17 protein-coding genes are annotated in these 26,043 nt (G+C 57.9%); 12 read left to right on the forward strand and 5 right to left on the reverse strand.

Annotated elements, in window-relative coordinates; genetic code table 11:
• The first annotated feature begins 3 nt into the window (after nt 1-3).
• The 5 genes from L1A08_RS20345 (at nt 4) to L1A08_RS20365 (ending at nt 6,892) form a co-directional block, all read left to right on the forward strand.
• Entirely contained in the window at nt 4-1,410 is a 1,407-nt protein-coding gene (locus tag L1A08_RS20345; RefSeq protein WP_238758376.1) for a c-type cytochrome domain-containing protein, read from the forward strand.
• 103 nt (nt 1,411-1,513) lie between these two features.
• Nucleotides 1,514-3,037: a sulfatase gene (locus L1A08_RS20350; RefSeq protein WP_238758377.1), complete on the forward strand. Its 1,524-nt coding sequence runs from the start codon at nt 1,514-1,516 to the stop codon at nt 3,035-3,037.
• Nucleotides 3,038-3,201: 164 nt separating this feature from the next.
• Nucleotides 3,202-4,287 (forward strand): hypothetical protein, encoded by a 1,086-nt coding sequence (locus L1A08_RS20355; RefSeq protein WP_238758378.1) that lies wholly within the window; start codon nt 3,202-3,204, stop codon nt 4,285-4,287.
• Between the two features lie 464 nt (nt 4,288-4,751).
• Nucleotides 4,752-5,627 carry a PepSY domain-containing protein gene (locus tag L1A08_RS20360; protein ID WP_238758379.1) on the forward strand — a complete coding sequence of 292 codons (876 nt, stop codon included), beginning with the start codon at nt 4,752-4,754 and terminating at the stop codon, nt 5,625-5,627.
• Nucleotides 5,628-5,920: 293 nt separating this feature from the next.
• The gene (locus L1A08_RS20365) at nt 5,921-6,892 is read left to right on the forward strand and encodes a DUF1559 domain-containing protein (protein ID WP_238758380.1); all 972 of its coding nucleotides are present in this window, start codon (nt 5,921-5,923) and stop codon (nt 6,890-6,892) included.
• A 57-nt stretch (nt 6,893-6,949) separates the two neighbouring features.
• Here the strand turns inward: L1A08_RS20365 and L1A08_RS20370 are convergent, their stop codons facing one another.
• From L1A08_RS20370 to L1A08_RS20390, 5 genes are all read right to left on the reverse strand, one after another.
• Complete coding sequence (locus tag L1A08_RS20370) at nt 6,950-7,741, reverse strand: S1 family peptidase (protein WP_238758381.1); 792 nt, start codon at nt 7,739-7,741, stop codon at nt 6,950-6,952.
• A gap of 3 nt (nt 7,742-7,744) precedes the next feature.
• A complete protein-coding gene (locus tag L1A08_RS20375; RefSeq protein ID WP_238758382.1) occupies nt 7,745-8,845 on the reverse strand; it encodes a flotillin-like FloA family protein in 1,101 nt (366 codons plus the stop codon).
• A gap of 144 nt (nt 8,846-8,989) precedes the next feature.
• Nucleotides 8,990-9,775, reverse strand: a complete 786-nt coding sequence (locus L1A08_RS20380; RefSeq protein WP_238758383.1) for a sensor histidine kinase — start codon at nt 9,773-9,775, stop codon at nt 8,990-8,992.
• A 554-nt stretch (nt 9,776-10,329) separates the two neighbouring features.
• Nucleotides 10,330-11,670: a putative sensor domain DACNV-containing protein gene (locus L1A08_RS20385; protein WP_390896933.1), complete on the reverse strand. Its 1,341-nt coding sequence runs from the start codon at nt 11,668-11,670 to the stop codon at nt 10,330-10,332.
• A 56-nt stretch (nt 11,671-11,726) separates the two neighbouring features.
• Nucleotides 11,727-12,623, reverse strand: coding sequence for an acyl-CoA desaturase (locus L1A08_RS20390; protein WP_238758385.1), 897 nt, complete (start codon nt 12,621-12,623; stop codon nt 11,727-11,729).
• 343 nt (nt 12,624-12,966) lie between these two features.
• Here L1A08_RS20390 and L1A08_RS20395 point away from each other — a divergent pair, with 343 nt between their 5' ends.
• The 7 genes from L1A08_RS20395 (at nt 12,967) to L1A08_RS20425 (ending at nt 26,039) form a co-directional block, all read left to right on the forward strand.
• On the forward strand, nt 12,967-13,224 hold the full coding sequence (locus L1A08_RS20395) for a hypothetical protein (protein WP_238758386.1): 258 nt from the start codon (nt 12,967-12,969) through the stop codon (nt 13,222-13,224).
• Between the two features lie 416 nt (nt 13,225-13,640).
• Entirely contained in the window at nt 13,641-15,014 is a 1,374-nt protein-coding gene (locus L1A08_RS20400) for a TolC family protein (RefSeq protein ID WP_238758387.1), read from the forward strand.
• 25 nt (nt 15,015-15,039) lie between these two features.
• Nucleotides 15,040-16,239, forward strand: a complete 1,200-nt coding sequence (locus L1A08_RS20405; protein ID WP_238758388.1) for an efflux RND transporter periplasmic adaptor subunit — start codon at nt 15,040-15,042, stop codon at nt 16,237-16,239.
• A 47-nt stretch (nt 16,240-16,286) separates the two neighbouring features.
• Entirely contained in the window at nt 16,287-19,343 is a 3,057-nt protein-coding gene (locus tag L1A08_RS20410) for an efflux RND transporter permease subunit (protein WP_261363003.1), read from the forward strand.
• Between the two features lie 151 nt (nt 19,344-19,494).
• Nucleotides 19,495-22,158, forward strand: a complete 2,664-nt coding sequence (locus L1A08_RS20415) for a sulfatase-like hydrolase/transferase (RefSeq protein WP_238758390.1) — start codon at nt 19,495-19,497, stop codon at nt 22,156-22,158.
• A gap of 273 nt (nt 22,159-22,431) precedes the next feature.
• On the forward strand, nt 22,432-25,107 hold the full coding sequence (locus L1A08_RS20420; RefSeq protein WP_238758391.1) for a phosphoenolpyruvate carboxylase: 2,676 nt from the start codon (nt 22,432-22,434) through the stop codon (nt 25,105-25,107).
• A gap of 140 nt (nt 25,108-25,247) precedes the next feature.
• Nucleotides 25,248-26,039 carry a class I SAM-dependent methyltransferase gene (locus tag L1A08_RS20425; protein WP_238758392.1) on the forward strand — a complete coding sequence of 264 codons (792 nt, stop codon included), beginning with the start codon at nt 25,248-25,250 and terminating at the stop codon, nt 26,037-26,039.
• Nucleotides 26,040-26,043 lie beyond the last annotated feature (4 nt).

Below are 26,043 nucleotides of genomic sequence, written 5' to 3' on the forward strand. Positions count from 1 at the left end.
GACATGAATGTCCGTTCCCGCCACTACTGGATGCAGACTCTCTCGGTGGCGGTCCTTCTGACCTGTGGTGTGACTGCCGTTGCCGAAGACGGCAACGACAAGCCGATCACCTACGACGATCATGTCGCTGCGATCCTCAAGAAATCGTGCGCGACCTGTCATGGCGATGGAAAACAGGAAGCGGGGCTGAACTTGGCTTCGTACGCCGACGTCGTTAAGGGGGGCGGCGGTGGTGAGGTTGTCGTGGCCGGGCGGTCTTCAGCCAGCCGTCTCGTGGAAGTGATCACCTCGACCGATGCGGGAGAACAGATGCCCCCCGACGGTGACCGTCTGTCGGATGAGTCGATCGCTCTGATCAAGCAATGGATCGACACTGGGCTGCGGGAAAACTCGGGCAGTTCTGTCGCCTCCATGCGAACGCTCGGCTTCAAGCCGGTGGACGCTGCCGGCAACGACGGACCGGCAGCGCTGCCGGCGAACCTGCCCGACTTCGATCAAAAGACAACTTCCCGGCCCTATCCGGTGCTGTCACTGGCGACGAGCCCGCGGGCGCCATTGGCTGCCGTGAGCGATTACGGCGCAATCAAACTCAGCGATCCGAATTCCCGAAGTCCGTATGGCGCGATCGAGTTTCCGGAAGGCGAACCGCTCGTGCTCACCTTCAGCCGCTCGGGACGACTCCTCCTGGCTGCGGGTGGCAAACCGGTGCAGAACGGGACGGTCGTGCTCTTCGATGTGGCGACCGGCAAGCGGCTGGCAAGTGTCGGCGACGAACCCGATGCGATCATCGCGGCCGATATCTCTCCGGATGAGACACTCGTCGCCATTGGCTGCACGAGCAGGCTGGTGAAGCTCTATTCCACGGAAGATGGCAGCCTCAAAGCGACGATCGACAAACACACCGACTGGGTGACGGCCGTCGCCTTCTCGCCGGACGGGAAGTATCTGGCGACGGGAGACCGAACCGGCAATATTCATCTCTGGGATGGCAAATCCGGGGGCGTGATCCTGCCGCTCTCTGAACACAAAAGCTCCGTGCGAGCCCTGTCGTGGCGGAGTGATTCGGGAGTGGTCGCCTCCTGTGGCGAAGATGGCACCGTTGTCTGGTGGGATGTGAAGGACGGCTGGCCGCTGGAGAACAAATCGAATGCTCACGCCGGCGGCGTACTCGACTGTGAATTTGGACCCGACGGCAAACTCGTGACCTGCGGTCGTGACGGCCGCGTGAAGGTCTGGTCAGCGGATGGCGGGCAGCTGAAGAATCTCTCGATTGATGATCAAGCGTCCGGCGACAACCCGCTTCCACAAGGCGTCCGGTTGCTGCCCACCCGGGTCGCTGTCTCCAGCGACGGTTCGACTGCGCTGGCGGGTGACACGGCCGGAAACGTGCATGCCTGGAAGCTTCCCTGACCGGAACATACGTGAGCGGAGAGGCCGTGTTCACTGAATCATTCGAGGCCCTCGTGTCCTGAACCAAGTCTCTGAGTTGATACTATCGAAAAGGCCGGATCGCATGCCGAACAAACTTCCCCCGTCTCGTTTGTCTCACGCTTCCGACAGTCAAACCCCACTGGCGCGATGGGGCTGGAGTCGTGGCCTGAGCGGTCTCTTTTCTGTGGGCGTGCTCCTCGTCTGTGAACTTTCCTCGGCGTCGGCTGACGCTCCGGAGAAGGAACCCCGGTACAACGTGCTGTTCATAATTTCCGATGATCTCACTTCGACCGCACTTTCATGCTATGGGAATACAGTCTGTTCGACGCCAAACATCGATCGGCTGGCGGCGAAGGGAACCCGCTTCACGCGAGCCTACTGTCAGGGGACGTACTGTGGTCCGTCCCGCGCGTCCTTTCTGACCGGCTATTATCCGCATGCCACCGGCGTTCTCGGCTATAACAGCCCTCGGGATGCCATCGGCGACCGGTCGACCTGGCCGCAGCACTTCAAGAATCATGGCTACTACACCGCGCGTGTCAGCAAGATCTTTCACATGGGAGTGCCGGGAGGAATCGAAGCCGGAACAGACGGATCTGACGACCCGGCTTCGTGGACGGAGCGATTCAACAGTCCGGGGCCGGAATGGAAGGCTCCCGGCGACGGAGAGACACTCGAGGGCAATCCCGATGGCAAAAAGCCTGTTGTGGGTGGCAACACGTTCGTGGTCGTCGAGGCGGACGGCGACGATTTGGTCCACTCCGATGGCAAGACCGCTGCGAAGGCATGTGAACTGATTGAGCAGCATCGCGAGAAACCGTTCTTCCTCGGCGTCGGCTTCGTTCGCCCCCATGTGCCGTTCGTGGCACCGCGGTCGTATTACGAACCGTTCCTGCCTTATAGCAGCATGAGCCTGCCCGAAAAGATCGCCGGCGACTGGGACGACATTCCCAGAGCGGGGATTAATTACAAGACCAGCACCAATATGAAGATGGACGTGCGGCGGCAGAAGAAAGCCGTCGGCGGCTATTACGCATCGGTCGCGTTTGTGGACGCGCAGGTGGGGAAGGTGCTGAATGCTCTGGAAAAGGCAGGTTTGGAAGACGAGACGATTGTCATCTTCACGAGCGACCACGGTTATCATCTTGGAGAGCACGATTTCTGGGCCAAGGTCAGCCTGCACGAAGAGTCCGCACTGGTGCCGCTGATCGTTCGCGTCCCCGGCCAGGAACCAGCCGTCTGCCGGTCGCTGGTGGAACTGATCGACCTCTATCCCACCGTCGCGAGTCTGTGTGGACTCGACGTTCCCGAGCGTCTCCAAGGACAGAACATTCGGAGTTTGCTCGAGGATCCGACCGCCAGCATTCGCGACGCCGCCTTCTGCGTGAACGGTCGTGGATTCCTGCTGCGGGAAGACCGTTGGGCCTATATTCAGTATGGCGAGCAGGCGGAAAACGGGATGGAACTGTTCGATATGCGGAAGGATCCGCAACAGTACACGAACCTTGCCGGGAAGCCGGAGTATCAACCCGTCGTGGAAGCCTTTCATCAGAAGATGGCCGCGAAACTCGAAGCGGTCCGCGCGAACGATCTCGGACGCAACTGAGTAACGGGTTTCCACTCGATCGTCTGATTGAGGAAACTCGGCAGGCCTCTTCTTCAGTGGACCGATGTCGTTTGAGGACGCCGAAGTCGTCCGTTACGATCCATGGGGATGTCTGGATGCGTTCCCTGATGACTCTGTTCTTCTAACGATGAGGTTGCTGCTCGATGAATTGTCTGTTCCTCTTCCGAATGCTCGTTGCTCTGGCCTGCCTTGGCGCGGTGTCGCTCGTACAGCCTGCTGAACGTTGTTTCGCGGGCGACAGCCTGCCGGAGATTCGTGTGGAGAACGTTCGTCGCGTGTTCGACAACGGGGAGCACAACGCCTTCACCGACATGATCCACTGGAACGATAAGTACTGGCTCGCGTTCCGAACCTGCCCCGACGGGCATATGGTTTCTTCAACCGCTTCCGTCATCGTTCTCAACAGTGATGATGCGATGAAGTGGGACACCGTCCATCAGTTCTCGGTACCGCTGCGTGATACGCGGGATCCTCATTTCCTCGCCTTCGACGGCAAGCTGTTCGTCTACACGGGCACCTGGTACAGCGGGGAAGGGAAGCTGGATCGCGAGGCGTATGACATCAACAAGCATCTCGGGTATGCAGTCTGGACCGAGGACGGGAAGACATGGAGCACACCTCACCATCTGGAAGGGACATACGGCTCCTACATCTGGCGAGTTGTGAGTGACGGCGACACGGCCTACTTGTGCGGGCGGCGTAAGCGAGGGTATACCGAATCCGAGTCGGGAGTCGGAGGAGCTTCCATTCTGGAAGGCGCACTGCTCGAAAGTCGGGACGGGCTGAACTGGACGTTCCGTTCGCTGTTTCAAACGGAGCAGGGCAATGAGACTGCGTTTCAGATTCTGCCGGATGGCACGATGCTGGCGTTGAGTCGCGAGCGCGGCGAGAGAGCTCAGTTGGCGCGTTCCCAGCCCCCGTATCTCTCATGGGAACGCAGCAAGTTGCCCCTCTACATCGGTGGGCCGTTGCTCGCGGAATGGGGTGATCAGACTCTCGTTGCCGGGCGAAAGAACACGTCCGCAGGGCCAAAGACCGCCCTCTACTGGCTCGTTGATGACGAATTGGAGCACGTCGGAGATCTGCCGAGCGGGGGCGACAATTCCTATCCCGGGTTCGTCGCTTTCGATGATCAACACGGGTTGATCTCGTGGTATTCCAGCCACGAAAAAGACGAGTCCGGCAATCCCATCACGGCCATATACGTGGCGGATATTTACAAGGAGTAAGTTGGGCTGGCCCGACTAATCGCCGAGGAAGCGACCGACCGTGTTGTCGATCAGTCCGTCAAACATGGAGACGACGGTTGGCGAATTCCACAAAGTTCGCGCCGTCGCCTCTGCGATGATCTGCTCAGGTTGTTGACGGGAGTGGGTTACATCAGGCACTGGATCGATACAATCCGGACGGCGAATGAGTGGACTATTCTGCCGATCGCGGAATCGCTTGGATTTTGTTGCTGGCAGCAGTACTGTCTAAAGCAAATTCAAACTTCGACTGCACGAGAAGCATGAAAATGCTCTAACCAGTCTCTGCGTATGCGCCTTTTCAGCTCGCCCCAGCCGCCTCTGTGTCTCCGTTGAAAGATTCGATGTCCACGTCCCCCACTGCCTCTGCCACGGATTCCAACATCGCGACTTCGGAAAACTCGCCAGGCCGAGCGGGAAACGGAAAACGGATCTGGCGTCGTTGCATGATGGTAGTTCGACGCGCGCATCTCTACGCCGGTCTGTTTCTCCTCCCCTGGGTGTTTCTGTACGGAATTACGGGGGCGATGTTCAATCATTATGATCTTCTGCCCGAAGCGAAGATTGAATCCGTGCCGGCGGGAGATGCGTCCCTGAAGCCGATGCAGCGTTTTCCGAAGCCGGTGGAACTGGCAGAGCAGATCGTCGCTGAACTGCGGAACTCAGCGGGCAGTGTTGAAATCGAACTCGCCGATCAGCCGCGAGTCGAGTTCACCAATCCGCTCATGTTTGAGTCGAAACATCCGGAAGGACGGCGGGTCGTGAAGATCGATCCGATCTCGGGTGACGCAGAGATCGCGGTCCATCCACAACTGCAGGAGGTGCCGGAACCCGTCCTCGACGTGATCAATCAGGTTCAACTCGAGTCGGATCCTCACGATCTGGCACTGGAAACAGCCCGCGCGATTCTCGAGCCCTATTCAGACGGCAGTTCCGGGGACACGGTTCCGCTCGGCTGGACGAAACTGAATTTCCTGGCGACGGTAGACGGTGTTCCGGCTCGAATCACCTATGTACTGAAGGACGGACATGTGGATGTCACCCGGTTCACGGGAGAAGACGGCTACTCCTGGCGTCAGTATTTTCTGCGCCTGCATACTTCTCACGGACAGCCGCCGCACTGGAACGCGAGACGGCTCTGGTCGCTCGTGATTGATGCGATGGCAATTGCCATGGTCATATGGGGCCTCTCGGGGCTGCTGATGTGGTGGCAAATCAAGCGGACCCGAGTCATCGGCGGAGTCGTGATCCTGCTCAGTCTGTGCACAGCCGCCGCATTCTTCTTTGGGATGATGGACTTCTATGCGGCCACGAAGCTGTAATTGAAGGCCCCCGGACCGTGCGGACGCGGATATTCACGGTGATTATTTCGCCAGAATGCGTTCTGTTCTCAGTGAAGTTACTGAATTCTGGTGTCGTCTAAACGAAGTCGCTGTAGGAAGTTAAGCTTTTCGAGATTTGGTTATTGAAACCGAGTCTCAATCTCTATATCGTGCTTTCAGCCACGGCATGTGCTTTGCCTCTAGCCGATCTGTGCCCGCAGGTCCTCTCCGCGAGGACGCAGCTTTTGCGTCCCCCTCTGATCGAGTCCCTCCTGAGCAATCACGGAAAGCCGATGGCTATGAAGCAGATCCATTCTCCCCGCCGCGCTGCGTTCACACTCATTGAACTTCTTGTTGTAATCGCGATCATCGCCATTCTGGTGGCCCTGCTTCTCCCCGCCGTTCAGCAGGCGCGAGAGGCGGCTCGTCGCACTCAATGCAAGAACAATCTTCGCCAGGTTGGGCTGGCCTGCCACAACTATCATTCGACCTATGTCACGTTCCCGCCGGGACGCGTTGTTTACGACGGGAACGACTCGACGGGATCCGCAACGAAGGTCGTCACCGGCTTCCTCGCAATGGTCCTGCCGTTCGTGGAAGGCTCGAATCTGAGCGATATCTACGATCAAACCTACGGCTTCGATGATCCCGCTAATCAGGAAGCCGTGAATACGGTCGTGCCCCTCTTCATCTGTCCCTCCGCTCCAGGAGAACGGATCACTCCGATTTACTCCGGCTGGAATGTCGGCTGGACGACGGATGTTTCCCTTCTCCCGCCAGAAACCGGGGCGGCGTCTGACTACTTCGGGGTTCGCGGGGTTCATCATCTGGACGGTGCCGGACTGCACATCTGGGAGTCCGATGTCGGCGTGATGAATGAAACCGGATCGAAACTGCGGGATATCACCGATGGTTCCAGCAATACGATTCTGTTGTTCGAGATGGCTGGCAAGCCGGAGCACTGGAAGCTCGGCAAGAAGCAGGGGACTCCGACCAACGCACAGTTCTATCAGCACGGTCCCTGGGCCGGGAACAACGGAGTAGGAATCTACAACTGGTCAGCCGACGGAACTTCTCGCGGATGCGATGGCTGCCGGAACTTCATCAATGTTGACAATATGTTCTCGCCCTACAGCTTTCATCAAGGCACGATCAACGTCATGCTGGCTGACGGATCCACCCGAAGCCTTTCCGAGAACGTTGATTACACAACGTTGGTCAATCTCTGCCGGAAGCAGGACGGAGCGGTTCTCGGCGAGTTTTGATGCGAGTTTGATCACGACTCTGCGAGCACTACATGCCGACCGCTTGTCCGGAAGAAGTCACTGGCTCTGATTTGAGCCACGTCTGGAGGACTTGCTCACGTTCGCGGGAGATCGGCGTGGAAGCATTTCGGAGATCAACGTGGCGTACCAGGATGTGTTCAACGCCAGTCGATCATCCTGAACCGGATCCCGGTTGGAGACGTCCAGAGCCGATGTGTGAACGCCCAGGAGACGCCAGTCGGAACCGGGCGTTTCCGAACTTCGAGAGTCGCCGGCAATCCGGGCGATTACAGGCGACCCGCTCATTCCGCGATGGAGGCGGGCGTCCGTCAGGAAATACGGCTGGTTCTTGAAAGGATGCGAGAATGAACTGGCGATCAAGGCCCTGCGGACGATGGGCAGGTTGTGCACGGTGTCCTGAAAGCCGAGTGGAAAGCCCAGAATCAGTGCGTCCTGACCCAGCGGCACCTGAGTGTCTCGACTGACAATGTCGGCCCGACGAAACGGGAAGACGGCGAAATTGCTGAGAATATGGGGATCATTAATCGTGACGGCAGCGAGGTCCGCGTCACTCGAAGGGTGCTGATACCACTGCCGAACTCCCGCGACATACAGCGGAATCGACAGCAGTTGCGTCTGGGAAAGATTTTCGGCATCGACGTGGAGCGAAACTCCCAATTGATCGGGGCAGTGCCCCTGGGCCGGATCATCGACTACGTGCCGAGCCGTGATCAGATACAGGTAGCCATCCTGTTGATAGAAGAAGCCGGTGGCGGTGGTCAGACATTGTCCGGCTCCCAGTGTCTGAATCTTGACGACATGGAGTAGCATTCGATCGACCGTACTCATTCGCTATAGCCTGTCCGCTGGAGCAATGTGTCGCACGGATTTTCCGTAGAGCGTTCCGCCTTCAGATTCCCAGAGCTCGATCTGCTCGGACAACTCAGCCGGCACGACGGAAGGACCACGTCGGAGTGATCCGCGTTTTCGCAGTCCTCTGGTTGCGAGGACACGGTGCTCGGCACGAGTTCGTCGGGTAGCGTGCCGGAACGGACCGACACGAAATGCTTCGGAGACTGCAGGAGGGATTTGAGCCTCGGCGAGGACGAGTCTGGCTCCGTTCTCTTTCGTCAGAGTAACCATTTCCTGTTGCCGGGCGATGGCCATGGCTCGGCGTTTCTCTGCGACTGCCTGGGCGATGCGAATGTCGGTCGTCGCTTGAATGAGCCTCAGCTTCGCCCCGAGGTTCTCACCGACTTCAATCCGGGCAATATCGATTGATACGATGGCGAACGACGTCTGTGAGTCGAGTCCTTTCGCCAGTACCTGACGCGTGATGACCGCCGGGTCCGCCAACGCCTGACGGTAGGTGTCGCAGGAGCCGATTGCCGAAACGATTCCCTGTCCCACACGTGCGATCACGGTCGACTCCGTGGCCCCGCCAATCAACTGGATGAGGTTTGTTCGCACCGTCACCACTGCCTGGACTTTAAGCTGAATCCCGTCTTTGGCCACTCCGTCGAGCGTCTTGAGCTCCTCGATGCCGCGAGCGGGGCAGTAGATGAGTTTCGGAGTCACACTGACCTGCACCGCTTCAAGGATATCGCGACCAGCAAGATCGATGGCCGCGGCGGTCTTCCAGTCGAGGCTGATCCGAGCGCGATTGGCGGTAATCAGGGCCAGTGTCACTCGGTGAATATCTCCCCCCGCCAGGTATTGAGCTTCGAGTTCGTCGAGCGGGATATCAGCCAGTCCCGCCTGAGCGGCCATGATTTTAACACGCACGACCGTTTTCGGATTCACGTGTCTCAGCGACATCCAAACCAGGGGAAACAGACCAATGTATACGCCCGAGACGTAGGCCTGCAGCCAGAGAGAGAGATAACTGCTCAGCAGTCCCAGCACTCCAAGAAGGAGTGCCGCGGAGATTAGCAGTAGCAATGGGACTTCCATAATGATGTCACTTCCGGTTTGAACCTCCGCCTCGGGAGGAACCTCAGTCGGTTCCTCGTGGCTTCTTGGCTCGATGAGGTTCTTGTTTACGCCAGCGATCCCGTCCAGAGCCGGTGTTTATGCTCTTCGACGTGCGGCTGAGATTCAGGTTGTCTGCCGGTGACCGTTCCGGACGGTTCCAGTCTGCGAAGAAACGATGTCAATGGTCTCCGGATGGCGAGGCGCCTCCTGTTCTATCGGGAGCGTATTTGTCCGCGGCAACATCACGCTAAACTCACGACCATGCCCGGGGCCCGCGTTCTGGACGCTGACTGAGCCCCCATGGGGTTCAACAATGGCCTTGGCGAGTGTCATGCCGATCCCCTGGTCGCCGTCTGATGTCGTAGAGGAATTCGCTCGACGACCTGCTCCAATCAGAGTCCTGTGCGATTCTTCGTTCATCCCGCGAGGGTTGTCGCGGATTCGCACAACGACCTTGTCCGCTTCCGGTTCGAGCGAGATCTCAAGCTCGCCGTCCTGCTCAGTGAACGAGATCGCATCGTGGAGCAAGTTTGAGAACACCTGCCTCAGACGGGCTTCATCGCCCTCAATTACGATTGGTGTCTCAGGCATGTTGACCGCTAACGTGCGTCCGCATTGATCAATGAGAGGCCGAATCTCGTTGCAAACCTCTCGAATGACTGGCTGAAGCGAAAGCGGCTCGCGGCGCAGATCGAGTTCTCCCCGCGCAATTCGTGCGGTGTCCAGAAGATCGTCGCTGAGTCGTGTCAGTTGACGGACCTGACGTTCCATGATGTGTCGCAGGTCATCCATGACCCCGGCGTCGTCTTTAGACCACAGCCGCAGGGCACCGGTCAGGGCAGACAATGAACTTTTCATCTCATGGCCCAGCATGGCCAGAAACTCGTCTGTGCGATTGAACTCTTCCATGGTCACTCACTCCTTCATTTGCCTTGTAACGACGTGCGGGACGAATTCAGAGAGATACCTCTGGCGTCCATTGAACTCCGCTTCGCTGCGACGGACTCGCATCAAACCGGATGTCGAGCGGGAGAGTTGGCCACATCGACGATGAGGATGGCCGACTGTCGAGTTGACAGTAGAGCGCGGCGAATTCCCGGAAGAACGACGGGGCAGACCCGTTTCATCGTGTTGCTGATGGAGCTCGCTTTCTCCATCGTCTTAGAGCGTTCATGGCAGTGTGCACAGGAAAAGGCCGATGCTGAGGAAGCAATGAAGGCTTCCATCGCATCGGCCTTTTCTGAAGAAGCGGAGCCCGTCAAATCAGGATCTGCCGGGATTCTACGGCTGAGGGCATTTGCGATGAGGAGCGATTAACATTGCTCCAATAGCAATGTTACTCCTCGCAAGTCGCCATGGCTATGAGCAATGCCGGCAATTCGAAAGAAATGCCCACGGGACCCGTCGTCGTCAGATGACAGACATCGCAGTGCAGACCTTCTTCCCGCTTGTGTGAGGCCGATCTAATCCAGTATCCCATCCCAGAACGTCAAGCACCCGTCGACTGATTTCACGGCTTTCACGCTTCCATCCTGGGAAACAACGAAGCCCATCGAATCGTCTGAATGATTGCAAACTGAGAAAATCGACTGATGCCGGAGCCCCCACTCATCACACGGATATGACAGCCCGGTGCGCGCATCGACAATCGAAGTTCCCGGAGTAAGGAGCAAGGGGAACCTGACGCCGAACGCCTCGAGTCGCAGACTGCCGTCGAGAAGGACAGCGCCGTCGATGGCTGCTAGCAGGCTTAAGCGGTCCACGCCGCGAACCAGGCGTTCGCTCGTGAGTCTGATCTCCGCTTCCGCCCGGAATTTGTCGAGCTCACTCGGGTCCGTCATCTGGAGATCCGCAACGGTCCGAAAGCTCTCCCAGGATTGACAATGAGCGAGAATCTGTCCGCTGAGAGCGGTGTGTTCGAGGACCCGGTACGTTCGGTAGGCGAGTTCACCCTGAAGAGAAGACAGGGCCAGAACGATACTGCCTCCATGTCGTTCGACCCGAATTCGCTCGAGAATACCGGCGATGGTCAGAAAGCAGACCTCCAACAGCCCGTTTGGTCCAAGCTTCAGCGTCTCCGCCGGAGCAGGAGTTGAGGTGGCCTCCAGAATGCAATCGACGATCTTCAGAAAGAATCGTCCGAGTGGCTCTTCGGCCCTACGAAAAGGATGTTCATTCGCCGCTATAATCTTCCCATCTCGAAGTCGGGCAAGCTCTCGTCCACCTCGTACGACGGTTAACGCGCCTGGAGCCTCGATGGAAATCGTCAGGCAATCAGCGGGAAGCTCGTCTCGTCGCGAGAATGTCGACGAGATTCTTCCCCTGATCTCCTGTGCGGCGGATGTGCTTGCACACAGGCCCCAGACCTTAAGGTGACCGGAGATCCGATGGCAGCCGATCAGGGTTCGGTGGAGCTCGGTCACTGGCGCCAGTCGCACCAGTTCGCTCGCCGTGAGCAAAGCCGGCTGCTCAAACCGTAGCAGTGACATTGAATCAAACTTCTCTGCGGAGACGTATGCCAGGACGCACTGCGTGGTACGAAGCTCTGTCGTTCGCAACGAAGCGTGGTAGCAGGTTTCTAATAGCTGCAGCAAGGTCGCTTTGTCTGGCAGCGAGGAGCAAGGAGAAGATGCGGACGAGTTCCATTCGGCAAGGAGTTCCTCGGCAACTTGGGCTGGAAATGCATACTCGCCCATTACTCGTTCCTCTTGGAGTTCCTCTTCCTGTACATGCCCCACCCGAGTTCTCTCACTGTGGCGGCGCGATTGGGAACAGAACTCGCCGACTCTCGGGCGGTTGTTCATTCATTACCGGCGAAGATGATCGCCGTTGATCCCTTGCGAGGAGTGGCTGGGAACGCTTACACCGCCAGTTCGTCGGATTGCCTTTGAACCCGGCGTTTTTTCATCTGCATCTCGCGGGAGGGGATCTGAACGTTCCAGGCGAAGCCGACAAGTTCCATTGTCCGGATGACGCAGTAACTCGCATCGAATTCCCACCACCGGAGTCCATGTCGGGCCGATGTTGGAAAGGCATGGTGCGTGTTGTGCCAGCCTTCTCCCAGAGCGAGCATTCCAAACAGAAAGTTGTTGCGACTCTCGTCGTCACTCTTGAAGGTTTGCCGCCCCCAGAGATGGCAGGCCGAATTCACGCTCCAGGTCACGTGGTGAACAAGAAAGATTCGTACCAGTCCGCCCCAGAGGAAGCCTGCCCAGAATCCGCTCCAGCTCTGGTTCAATGCACCACCGATCAGAGCCGGGATCAACAGGCCAATGAGGACCCATAGGAAAAAGAGATTGCTTGTCACCTGCAGGGTCCGGCTGGATGTGAGATCCTTAATGTACCGTTCCAGGCGGGGCGGGTTGGGAGCGAAGAGCCAGCCGATGTGGGCGTGCCAGAAGCCTTTGCAGAAGCCCCCCATGCCGTCTCCACCATATTGGGGGGAATGCGGGTCTTCGGGCGTATCGGCGTGTTGGTGATGACGACGGTGCCGGGCGGCCCAGTGAAAAAGAGATCCCTGGACAGCCATCGAGCCAAGAATGACCCAGAGAACTTTCATCCAGCGATGTGTTTCAAACGACCGATGAACGAAGAGTCGATGGAAGCCGATGGTGATTCCAAGTACGGTCACCACGTACATTCCCAGCAGCAGCCCCAGCTCGACCCATTGAAACCCTGCACCCCAAGCAGAGGTGGCGGCCAGAATGACGCCCGCGAAGGGGACTAAAATGGCCGTGAGAGTAATGAGACGAGACAAAAGCGAGCGAGGTTCCGACGACAATTCGCGAGGCAACGCTTCAGGATGATTAATATTTACCGACAGTGATCGAATTCCTCACGTTTGCAGTGGATGGTGTGACTGGTATTCACGCCCGGAATGGAAGGGCGGCTTGTCCGCCGAGGACGTAATACAGCCCGCGCCTTCCGATATAATAGTCGATCCGCGTTGAGACGCACTGGGCATTCCCTCGGGACAACCTCAGTATTCTCTGATTCCTTAGTCCGTACATCTTGATGTTAACGGCTTCCCCTCCAGAATTCCCTCACGGGTGCACTTCGCACTGAGAACAATTCTAACGTTCACATACTTGGGGGCCTTGATGATCAGCGAAGTCCAGATTCCGATTAGCCCCACGTTCCTTCGCAGTCTCGGCTTCATTAATCACGGATGTCCCAACGACGGATGCTGGTGGGAGCTCGAAATGCTCTCAGCGGAACACGGAGTGATCGTTCGGCTGCGAAAAGTCGACACTCCCCGCTGCGAAACGTGGGATTGCTGGTTTGACGGACGAGCAATCTCCCAATTGACCAATCAGTCCGAACTCCTGCTTCTCATTGCCGTTCTGGCATCCGAGTAACGCAAAGAAGAGTCCCGCTTTCGTAATCAGGGGGGGACCTTTCCACGTTCGGTGGCATCCGGGACATGGCCGGCTTCCGACCGAACGACGTGGATAGTAGCAGTCACCCGGCTTTGAGTGCTACCAGAATTTCGAACCGATCTGGCAGGTTTCCAGCTGGAACCGCTGGTACCGTACTCCGTGAGCAGAACCCGCGAGGTCGTACCCGCTGCGGATGATCTCCCTGCTTTGTCGTGCCGAGCTTGCAAAAAGTGCACGCTGTGCGGAAGTACAACAGAATTTGGTGGTAGTGGCCCGCTCCATTACACTGGAGCGGCCTCGCTTCAGAGAACGCACCACGTTCCCCACCTGAGTAAGTCTTCCCGCCAATGCCGTTCCGAGATTCAACCCGAATCCAGCGATGTATTTCGCTGCTGATGCTACTGCAGACGTTGATCTGCGGTTGCGCGCGGCGTGAGGTCGTTGTCGCGTTTCACGCTCCGCCCGATTATTTCTCTGAGAGCGGGGAGGCTCTGCCCTCGGATCGCTGGTGGAGGGAATTCGGCGACGAGAATCTGGACCATCAGGTGGAGGCATCGCTCAGCGGAAACTACTCCCTCGATGCGGCACTGCACCGCTTTCAGGCGGCCCGCTTCGTGGCCCGTCGGGAAGCCTCCGATTTCTTTCCGGATGTCAACTACTTCACCGGATTCGATGGCCTCATCCAAACGGATGGCCCGGACTCAGGCGAATTCATCTTTGGGACCAATATGGCCTATCAGGTCGACCTGTGGGGCGAGATCGAGTCCCGCGTCGAGGCCCAGCGTTTTCGCGCCGATGCGACTCGGGAAGATTACGACGCGATCGCTCTGGCACTATCGGCGGAAGTCGCGGCGACCTATTTTTCTCTGATTCAATCGCACGCCGAGTATGCATTGCTGCAACAGCAGACTCTGGCCAACAGTCTGGCCCTGGCGAATCAGGAATACCGATTTCGCATCGGTCTGATTCGCAGTCCCGATGTTTTGCGGCAGCGGCAGCTGGTCGATTCGACGCGGGAACAGGAAGTTGTGGCGCTGGCCCGCATCAAAGTGCTGGAGCACCGGCTCGCTGTTCTGCAGGGGCGGCCTGCACAGAAAGCGATCTACGATGTCGGAGAGACCTTACCGGGGCTCCCTCCGTTGCCGAAGACCGGATTGCCGGCTGAACTCGTGCAACGTCGACCTGATGTTCGCAGTGCCTTCTTCGCCGTTCAGGCCGCCGATCGTGATCTCGCATCGGCAATCACCCGTCAGTATCCACGTCTCAATTTGACGGCAACGGTCGTATCGACGACTGAGAGTGCAGAGTTCCTCTTCAAGGAATGGATCGTCTCGTTGAGTGCCCAGCTGATCGGACCGCTGATCGATGGCGGCGAACGGCGGGCTGAGGTTCAGAGAAACAACGCAGTGGTCCGACAACGGTTGGACGAATACGAGCAGACGGTCGTGAATGCGTTTCGCGAAGTCGAAGATGCACTCTCTGAAGAGCGATATCTGCTGCAACGGATCGAACTGCTCGAATCGCAGTTGAAGAACGCGCGACTGGCCTCGGAACAGCTCAGCAAGCAGTACTCGGTTTTCGACGTCGACTACCTCGACCTGCTAAGTGCCACTCAGACAGAACAACGCTTGCAGCGTGAAAATTTAGCTGCCAGACTGGCGTTGATCCTGAATCGCGTCCAACTCTATTTGGCGCTGGCGGGACGCATCGATCCTCATAACTACCTGCCGCCTGAGGCATGTCCTGTGGAAAGTCCGACCGATGGCTGAAGTTTCCAACCGGAAACCCAAACGAATGTGGCTTCGGATTGTGGGCTCTGTTTTCGCATGTGCCTGCATTCTCGGGGCGGCAGCCGGGGCAATCGTGGTGATCAACAACACCGAGCCGACGGCCAGGCAGACAAAGGCGACGCGGAAATCCGCGGCGCTGGTTGAGACTGTCGTTGCGGAGCGAGGGACGTATTCTCCCACGATTTCTGTGCTGGGAACGGTGGAGCCGGCCCAGGAGATTGTGCTCAGCCCGCGCGTCAGCGGACAGGTCACGTCTCTTTCTCCGAAGTTCGTCCCGGGCGGAATGGTGAATGTCGGCGATCCTCTGATGCGGATTGATCCGACCGACTTCCGCAATGCACTCTCGATCAGAAAGAGCGAGCTCGATCAGGTCGAAGCCTCTCTGCAGATTGAGGAGGGGCGTCAGCTTCTTGCCCAGCAGGAACTGGAACTGCTCCAGGACACGATTAAAGATCTGAATCGCTCGCTCGTATTGCGTGAGCCCCAGATCGCTTCGATTCGTGCCGAGCTCGCCGCAGCCAAAGCGGAGATGGAACGGGCACAGATCGACCTCGACAGGACCGACATTACAGCCCCGTTCGATGCACAGATTCTAAGTCGTTCGGTGAATGTTGGCTCGCAGGTTTCCCCCGGCGACGAACTGGCTCAACTCGTGGGGGTGGACGAGTACTGGATCATGGCCTCGGTCCCGATGCGAAGCCTTCGCTGGATTCAATTTCCCGACGTGGATGGTCAAAGCTCTCCAGTGACCCTCCGGAATCCCGATACCTGGCCCCCGGGGGTCGAGCGGAAAGCGGAAGTCGCCCGGCTCATTGGCACGCTCGATGAGCAGACACGACTGGCGCGGGTTCTGATTACGGTTCCCGACCCGCTGGGACGCGAAGAGGATGTGCCCGCGCTCATCCTCGATACACTGATGGAAACCGAGATCCAGGGGCGTCCGCTCGAGGATGTTGTGCGCGTCGAACGTGAGTATGTTCGCGACAACGACACGGTCTGGATTTTGAAGGAGGGTCAGCTCGAGATTCGCGAAGTCGAGATCGCCTATCGGGACGCTCTATTCGCCTATATTACAGCGGGGCTGGATGGCGGAGAAGAAATCGTGATGACCAATCTGGCGACCGTTGCCGAAGGGATTCGTCTGCGAAAACCTGACGCCCCGCCGGAGTCCCCCGAAACCGCCAGCGAGGAAACGGTCGAGTGACTTCGGATTCAGATGCCGCCCACGAGCTTCGCGGCCCAATCGCCTGGATGGCGAGAAACTCGATCGCCGCGAATCTCCTCATGGTGATTCTGCTCGGCGGAGGGATCTGGTCGGCGTATTCCATCCAGAAAGAAGTCTTCCCGCAGTTCCAGCTGGATGTCGTGGAAGTCAACGTCGGCTATCCCGGTGCCGCTCCCTCAGAGGTTGAACAGGGGATTCTCCGCCCCATTGAAGAGGCGGTTCGTGGCGTCGAAGGCATTCGTGAAATTACCAGCGAAGCGCGAGAGGGACGCGGCGAAGTGCTGATCGAACTGGTCGCCGGTCAGGACCGTATGAAGGCGTTTCAGGATATCGATCAGGCGGTCAGTCGAATTCGTACGTTTCCCGATCAGATCGAACAACCCGAGGTCAGTCTGCAATCCCGGCAACAGGAAGTGATCGAGGTCGGGCTGTACGGCGATGTCGATGTCTGGACGCTGCGCCAGATGGCCGAGCAGTTGCGCGATCAGATGACTTCTCACGAGCAGATCACGCAGGTCGAGCTGGGCCGCGTCCCAGAGTATGTCACCCATATCGAGATCCCGCGGCAGACACTCCGACAATACGGCCTGACTTTGCCGCGCGTGGCAGCGATTATCCGGTCGAATAGTCAGGATGTCGCAGCCGGTTCAGTCCAAACGACGGCCGGCGAGATTCTGCTGCGGGTGAAAGCCCGTAAGCAATGGGCACGGGAATTCGCCGAGATCGAAATCGTGACCGCCCGCGATGGGCAGGTCGTTACGCTGGGCGATATCGCCACGATCCGCGATGGTTTCGAAGAGATCGGGTTCCATTCCCAGTTCAGCAAGACTCCCTCGGTCGAGCTCAACATTTATCGGGTGGGCTCTCAATCGCCTATTGAGATTGCGACCGCAGTCGAAGAGATCATGGCCGATTTCGAGAGCTCGCTGCCGCCCGGCGTTACGTGGCGGATCGACAGTAACAACGCCGAAGAATTTCGGCGACGGCTGAATCTCGTCATCGAGAACGGCGTCATGGCGGTCGTCATCGTTCTGGTGATTCTTGCTCTGTTTCTCGAGTTCAGACTCGCGTTCTGGGTGATGATGGGCATGGTCGTTTCGTTCATCGGCGGGATTCTGTTGCTGCCCCTGGTCGATATCTCCATCAACATGATTTCCCTGTTCGGCTTTCTTGTCGTACTGGGAATCGTGGTCGATGACGCCGTCGTCGTCGGTGAGAATGTCTACGAAGAACGGCAGACAAAGAAGGATCACAACGCCGCTGCTGTGACTGGCACGCGTGACGTGGCTGGTCCGGTAACATTCAGCGTGCTGACGAATATCGTCGCGTTCGTGCCGTTGCTGTTCATTCCGGGCGAGACCGGCAAGTTCTGGTACCCGCTCCCTGTCGTCGTGATCGTCGTCCTGGCAGTCTCGCTGGTGGAGTCGCTGTTCATTCTTCCGTCCCATCTGGCGCACGCCCGTGATGCCGGTCGACGGAAGGGAGTGGGCTCCTGGCTGCACGGTTACCAGCAGGCGTTCAGCCGTGGCTTCAGTCGGCTGGTCGAGTTGATCTATCAACCGGTCCTTTCGGCGTGCCTGCATTTTCGCTACATCACCGCATCAATCGCTCTAGCCCTGTTCGTGGTCATTGGCGGCTACGCCACGAGTGCTCACATGGGAATGATTCTCATGCCCGAAGTGTCGGCTGATGAAATCGAAGCCGGCGTCCGCATGCCTGTCGGGACGACTCGGGATCAGTCGGCCAGAATCGCCGAAGTGATCACCCAGGCCAGTCTGCGAATGTTCGAAGAACACAATCTGCATGAAGTCGCGGAGGGCATCAAAACGAATGTCCGCGGACAGAACTTCATCGACGTTGAAATTGTGCTCAGACCGCCCGATGAACGGGACATGACCGCCAATGAAGTGATCGCTCTCTGGCGGGACTCGATCGGCGATTTGCCCGGGGTCGATCAGATCACCTTCGAAGCCGAGAGCGGGCCAGGCGGTTACCGTCAGGACATCAGCATCGACCTCAGTCACAGCGATGTCGATATTCTTGGCAAAGCGTCTCAAGCATTCGCCGAACGGATGGAAGCGTTCTCCAACACCCGGGACGTGAGCGACAATTACAACAAAGGCAAATCGCAGTACGACTATCGACTGCGACCGGAAGGTAAGGCGCTCGGGTTGACCGACGAGGATCTGGGCGAACAGCTGCGTGGGGCCTTTTTCGGATCGCTCGCGCTGCGATTGCTTCGCGGCACCAACGAAATTGAAGTCCGCGTCAAACTTCCAGAAGAGCAGCGTGAGGACGTTCACAATCTGGAAGACCTCGTGATCCAGACGCCGAGCGGCCAGGAAGTCCCGCTGCTCGATGTAGCCGAGGTCGTCAAGACGGAAGCGTTTACCAGTATCGGTCGCCGTAACGGACGGCGTGTGGTCAATGTCTCGATGGACGTGGAGCCGAAGCGAGCAGTCACCCAGGTGATTACCGCACTGCAGAACGAGGTGCTGCCGCAGCTCCGAGACGACTATCCCGGCATCACATGGACGTTCGAAGGCAGCAATGCCGAGATGCGTGAAGCAACCGCATCGCTCTGGGGGTCGTTCGGGCTGGCACTCTTCGTGATCTACGCACTGCTCGCGATCGCGTTCCGCCGGTATGTCCAACCGCTGGTTGTGCTGGTCGCGATTCCTTTTGGCATCGTCGGAGCCGTGATCGGTCACATTCTGCTGGGGTACGACCTGTCTCTGGTCAGCCTGATGGGAGTGATTGCACTGTCCGGGGTTGTGATCAACGATTCATTGATCATGATCGATTACGCCAACCGCCGCCGGGGAGAATGCTCGGCGCGTGAAGCGATCTCTCAAGCCGGGGTGCGACGTTTCCGCCCGATCATGCTGACGACGCTGACCACTTTCGGCGGGCTCGTTCCTCTGATTTTCGAGACATCTCTGCAGGCGCAGTACATCATTCCCATGGCCATCTCGCTCGGTTTCGGCATTCTGTTCTCCACGGGTATCATTCTGGTTCTCGTACCCTGCCTCTACCTGATCCTCGAAGACATTGAATCTTTGTTCGTCTCTTCTGCGAATTAGTCACCTTGCTGGACGATCACATGTCTGGCGAAGTGAGTAACCGTCCGGAGACGGATCTCCGGAAGTTGAACTGGTCGCGTTTCGAGTCCTGGCGGGATAGAATCAGACGTCTCTGACGCCGCTGGTTACTCTGTCCGCAACTGGATCCGCCATGTCTCGAATGCTCGCCTTTGTCGCCGCGGTTCTGTTCCTGGTCGGCTCCGATCTCTTTGCGAAGACTGACAGACCGAACATCATCTTCATTCTGGCCGACGACCTTGGTTGGAGTGAACTCGGGTGTTACGGAAACGAGTTCAACGAAACGCCGCATCTGGACCGGCTGGCGAGCGACGGGATGCGGTTTTCGCAGGCTTATGCGTCCGCTCCTGTGTGCTCACCCTATCGGGCGGCGTTGCTGACCGGACAATATCCAGCACGTCTCGGAATCATTGACTACCTGCGGCCAAATTCGGCCAACGCGTTGTCCACCGATCATGTGACGTTGCCCGAGGTGCTGCAGCGTCACGGCTACCAGACGGGCATGATCGGAAAATGGCATCTGACAGGCTACGAGCATCACGGGGCCGAGTTTGAGGTCAAGCCCCGGGCACATGGGTTCGACTGGGACATGGCCCGAGAAGTGAAGGGCGTGGGAAACGGTGCGAACTTCTGGCCGTATGTCTTTCGTGATCAGAGTCTTCGCTGGCTCGACCTTCCGGAGAACCGACTGGGCGAGCACGAGTTCCTTGTTGACCGAATGAATCTCGAAGCCGTTGATTTCATTGAGCGGAACAGTCAACGTCCCTTTTTCCTTTATCTCAGCCACTATGCGACGCATTCCATTCTCAATGGAAAGCCGGAACTCGTTGAGAAGTACCGTCGGAAGTCTCCTCCCGGGAAAAGTACACGAGAGCAATGCTATCTTTGCCGGGATCAGGGACTGTCCGGTGATGCGTTGAATCATTGGGCCGGGGACCACAATCCGCATCTGGCGGCTATGCTGGAAAGCATCGACGACGGCATTGGCAAGATTCGAGGCAAACTTGCCGAGCTGGGGCTCGATGACAACACTATCGTGATCTTCACGAGCGACAATGGTGGTGAAACCAATGTCACGTCGAACGCGCCCCTTTCAGGAGGGAAGAGTCAGCTGTACGAAGGAGGGATTCGCGTTCCGCTCATTGTTTTCTGGCCGGGAGGGACGCCAGCCGGATCGTTGTGCAGCCTGCCGACGAGCAATGTGGATTTCTATCCGACCCTGTTGGAAGTGATCGATATCGGAGCCGATCCTTCGCAGATTCTGGACGGAGAATCGCTGCTCGCGTCGTGGAAAGATCCTGACGTCGGTGCAGATCGAGAGTCGCTGTTCTGGCACTACCCGCTCGATGAACCGCATTTTCTGGGCGGCCGATCTTCAGGGGCGATTCGACACGGCGACTGGAAGCTCATCGAATTTTTCGATTCCGGAATCATCGAACTGTATTCGCTGGCGACCGATCCGTCGGAGCAGAACGATGTCGCTTCAAAGCATCCCGAGATCGCTGCGGAACTGAAAACGCGTCTGGCGGAGTGGCGAGAATCGATTAACGCTCGGATGCCCTCGCCACCACTGCTGGTGAAACCGAAGGAGCTGGTTTTCGCCGACCACTTCTCGACGGGACAGGTCCGTTCGAACTGGTTCTTCAATGGCGACTGGGAGGCGACGGAAGGGCGCTTGCAGCGCGGATCGACCGGGTCGGAGACGACTCGCATCTTCGCGAAAAATCTCCAGTATGGAGATGGGATGGTTCGCTTCGACTTTCAGTTTCAGGAAGCGGAGGACATCCGATTCATTTCTGGCAGCGAAGGTTCGTACAACAGCATTATTCGCATTCAACCCGATCACTTTCGGATCGAAACCGGACAGGACAAGAGCGGCCCCTACTTCCAGCACTGGCATGGCGAGTGTGCGTACGATTTCGCACCGGACCGCTGGTACACGATGACAATCGAGTTCATCGGCGACCAGATCGTCGCTCATGTTGATCCTACTCACGTGGCGTACGCCAGGCATCCCGTCATTGAGAAGACTCGGGACTACTTTGCTTTCCAGGTCGACGACTCTCGGGCGGCCTTTGACAATGTGCAGCTCTTAACCGTCGGAAAGCATCCCCGTTTCGTCGACAACCTGCGGCGGATCGAATCTCTCGTCGATCAGCATCCAGTGCAGCGATCTTTGGAAGAACAGCTTCGAATCGCATCGACGAACGCTCATGACCGGCTGTATCAGACCGACAGCGAATACCGAATTCTGGTTCAACGAGTCCACGACCTTGACGAACAGAACAAGGTTTCCTTTCCGACCGTCTTTCGGTCGCACAAAGAGATTCGGCAGGAAATCGCCGACCGACGGCGAACGCTGCTTGAAGAGGATCCTCAGTACAAGAAACTGCTCTTTGCGACCTATGCTGCCACACGAGCGCTAGAGGCCTTCCTGATCGAGCAGGAGCCCCAGATCGCAGTGCTTCCGGACAGTCGTCGAAAGCGGGAACTCGAACGAGTACGCATTCGCTTCTTGAATGACGCTCGCTATGTGGGCCTGGTCGAGCAGCAACGACTGACCCAGGAACAGCTGGAAAACGCGTACCCGGAGTTGTTCGTGACCGATGAGGAGATCAATGCCACTCGGCAGCAGCAGCGGACAGCGATCAGTCAGGATCCTGCGTTCCGTAAAGCGATCGACGATCGTGCCGCGGCGTGGCGGGATCAGCAGGATTACCTCATGTCGCATGACGAACACGTCGTCGAGGTTCAGCGGCGAATGCAGTTGCACGCCGATGAACCGGGGAAACCCTAGGTCTGGCCCGCATCGATGTTCAGGTGGCTGCGACTCCTCCGACGCAGCAGTCGACGACTGCGCGAATTTCGGAAGAGATGCGGAGCTGACGGAGCTGCCGATACGTGATCGAGGTTCAGTATCGGCACGAACCCCGCTTGAATTGTCTCGAAGTTGCGAAGTCGAAACTGGCGATTCCTGTGGCATCACTTACACTGCCAGAACTTCGACTGGAATATTGGACGGTTGCCCGACTCGCGACGCTCGAGTCAGGCCGGATTGGATGATGAATCGATGACGACACTTCGGAGCGACAAAACACTCAATTATCTCGTGGAACTGCTTGATCTGGTGGTTCGCGAACAGGTCGGTGAATCACTGGCCGATACCATGCAGACCATTCGACGACTGGCCATCGAGCGTCGAGCCGGGTTGCCCGATGCCGAAGGGCGGCTGGTGGAGACCTTGAAGACTCTTGAGAGCGATGAACTGCGGGCCGTGATCCGATGGTTGAGTCTGTTCTTCGATCTCGCGAATGCAGCCGAGGAGCGGACCCGGATTGAAGTCCTCAACGAACGGGACCATCAGTCTCGAAGCCAAAGGGTGCCTCGCGGAGAGTCGATTGCCGCCGCGGTTTCGGAGCTTGCCGAACAGGGGCTGTCTGCTTCTGAGATGCAACGGTGGCTTGACCGCCTGAAGATTGAGCCGGTCTTCACCGCACACCCGTCTGAGGCGAAACGGCGGACCACGCGCCAGCTCCTGCGTCGGATCCGTCAGCTCCTGCCGGAGATCGGCGCCGATGCTCCGGTCGATGTGGAACCCGAGATCGTGGCCGATCTCACGGTGCTCTGGCAGAGCGATCTGATTCGTCCGGAGCGGCCTCCGGTAATGAGCGAAGTGAGCCGGGGTTTGTACTTCGCCTCGACACTATGGGATGTAGTCCCTCGAGTGTACCAGGAGCTGAGAGGTGCTCTTCGCGATTCCTATCCCAACCATCATTTCGAGATCCCCCGGTTTCTGTCGTTCGGCAGCTGGATCGGTGGGGACCGCGACGGGCACCCGTTCGTGACCGCGGACATCACTCGGCAGACCTTCGGTCGACTTCGCCGAGCCGCCCTCGAAGGTCATCTGGAAGTCTGCCGCGATCTACGGAATCAGATTGTGATGTCTGACCAGCTGATTCCCTCCGCTCCCGGGTTGCGAGCAAAGCTCGACAGTTGCTGCGAACAATGGCCGGCGCTACAGGACGCGATTGCGGCCATCTCGAAATCGGAAACTTATCGCCGGTATCTCGGGATGCTTCAGTATCGGCTTGGGATGACCCTGGAATCGATTGAATCCGATTCTCTGGCTGCGGGAGCTTATGAATCGGTCGATGAGTTCCGCGAAGAACTCCGGCAGCTTCGAGAAAGCATTGCGGAGAACCGCGGAGAGAGAATCGCCCATCAGTATCTGCAGCCGTGGATCGACCTTGTTCAGACATTCGGGTTTCACTTTGCTGCTCTCGATGTGCGGCAGAATTCGGTCACGCATCGAAACTGCCTCGAAGAAGTTCTGGCACTGCAGGGGATCAGCGAACCGCAGGGTCAGCCGGCGACGATCGATGCAGGCAGGCTGGGGGAAGAAGCCGCAGAAGTCTTTCGCACGTTCATGCTGCTTGCCGAAGCGTACGACTCGTGGGGTCACGAGGCGATTGGCGGCTATATCATCAGTATGACGCATTCCGCCGCCGATGTGCTGACCGTCCTCTGGTTGTGGCAAACCGCCTGGCGACAGTGCCACGGAGACGACAAAGATGTTCCGGCACTTCCGATCATCCCCTTGTTTGAGACGATCGACGATCTTCGGAACTCCGCTTCGATTCTCGATGAGCTGATGACGGACGAGCAGTATCGACAGTATCTGACGGAGACGGGGCAGAAGCAGCAGATCGTGATGGTCGGCTATTCGGACAGCACGAAAGACGGGGGCTATCTGACCGCGTGCTGGGAACTTCATCAGGGGCAGGCTCAGCTCGCCGAAACGGCGGAGAAGCATCATATTCAGCTGACGATCTTCCATGGTCGCGGCGGCGCACTGGGACGTGGCGGCGGTCCGGCCGCTCGTGCGATTCGCTCGCTCCCTCAGAACGCCGTGGGAGGTCGCCTGCGGGTTACCGACCAGGGAGAGGTTCTCTCCGAACGGTACGATGATCCCGTCATCGCCCATCGTCATCTCGAGCAGGTCCTCAACGCCACACTGATGGTCAGCGCGGGGACGAAAGAAACGCCGGATCCGATTTGGTCGACGATCATGGACCGGCTCTCGGTCGCTTCGTTGAAGAAGTATCGGGAGTTGATTGAGCACCCGGGGTTTCTGAGCTACTTCGATCATGCGACGCCGATCAGCGAGATCGAAACGCTGCCAATCGGTTCGCGTCCTTCCCGAAGACGGGGACAGCAGCGCGCCCTGAGCGATCTTCGCGCGATTCCGTGGACGTTCGCCTGGACCCAGTCGCGGCATCTTCTGCCCGCATGGTACGGGATGGGAACGGCCATTCGAGAATTTGTCGACGCGGACGAATCGACCTGGTCGCACATCCGAGCGATGTATGTGCAGTGGCCCGTGTTTCGTGCGCTCATCGACAATGCCGAACTCGCACTTACCAAAGCCGATATGGAGATTGCACGGGAGTATGCCTCCCTGGCACCGAAAGAGAGTGGTTCAGAGGTGTGGGACATGATTTCGGCTGAGTTCGAACTGAGTCGAGGTGCCGTGCTCATGGTCAAGGACAGTCCCGAACTTCTCGCCGATATCGATTGGCTCAAGACCTCCGTACGCAGCAGAAACCCCTATGTGGATCCGCTGAATATCGCTCAGATTATTTTGCTGGAACGAATCCGGGCCAACGACGTCGAGAACGACGAACTGACTCAACTGGTGCGACTCTCCATCCAGGGGATTGCTTCAGGATTGAGGACGACCGGATAAGCGTTCTGCTGGTTCGATGGTTGGCAGTGTGCTTGATACCATCGATCAGAAGCGGGATTGTCTCTTCGAGTCAGGCGTCTACAGTACAGCGACCTTGATCATGTGTTGAACGTTTTCTGACACTGAGGTGCAGTTCCATCATGGACATTCGCGATCACAATCGCAATGCGTGGAATCGGCTGGTTGCGGTCAAGAATCGCTGGACGCAGCCAGTCAGTGCCGCGATTATCGATCGGGCCCGGCGTGGTCTCTTTGAGATTCTACTCACGCCGACGCGCCCGGTTCCCGAACACTGGTTCCCCAATCTAAGGGAGACTCCGACGCTGTGTCTCGCTGGGGCTGGCGGACAACAGGCCCCTGTTCTCGCCGCTGCCGGTGCGACAGTTACTGTTCTTGATAACTCGCCTGGTCAGCTGGCGCAGGATCGGTATGTGGCTGAGCGTGAAGGGCTGCGACTCGAACTTGTCGTAGGCGACATGTCGGACTTGTCGAACTTCGCGGACGAGTCGTTCGAGCTGATCGTACATCCCTGTGCCAACGCATTTGTTCCGAACGTCAAGCCAGTCTGGCGGGAGTGCTTTCGGGTTCTGAGAGCGGGCGGAGTGATAATGGCCGGGTTTACGAATCCGGTCCGTTATATCTTCGACGACGAACGGAAAGAGAATGGCAATCTCGAGGTCCGCTACTCGCTGCCCTATTCAGATATCCACAGTCTTCCGTCATCGGAATTGAAGCGACTGATTGACGCTGAAATTCCACTTGAGCATGGACACACTCTGGAGGACCAGATTGGCGGACAGCTCGAGGCGGGATTTGTAATGAACGGGTTCTACGAAGACAAATACCCGGAGACCGAGGGGGATCCGCTGTCTCAATTCATGCTCACGTTTATAGCCACGCGCTGTGTCAAACCGCACGATCAGAATCGATGATCGG

The sequence above is a fragment of the Rubinisphaera margarita genome (assembly GCF_022267515.1).
Lineage (GTDB): Bacteria > Planctomycetota > Planctomycetia > Planctomycetales > Planctomycetaceae > Rubinisphaera > Rubinisphaera margarita.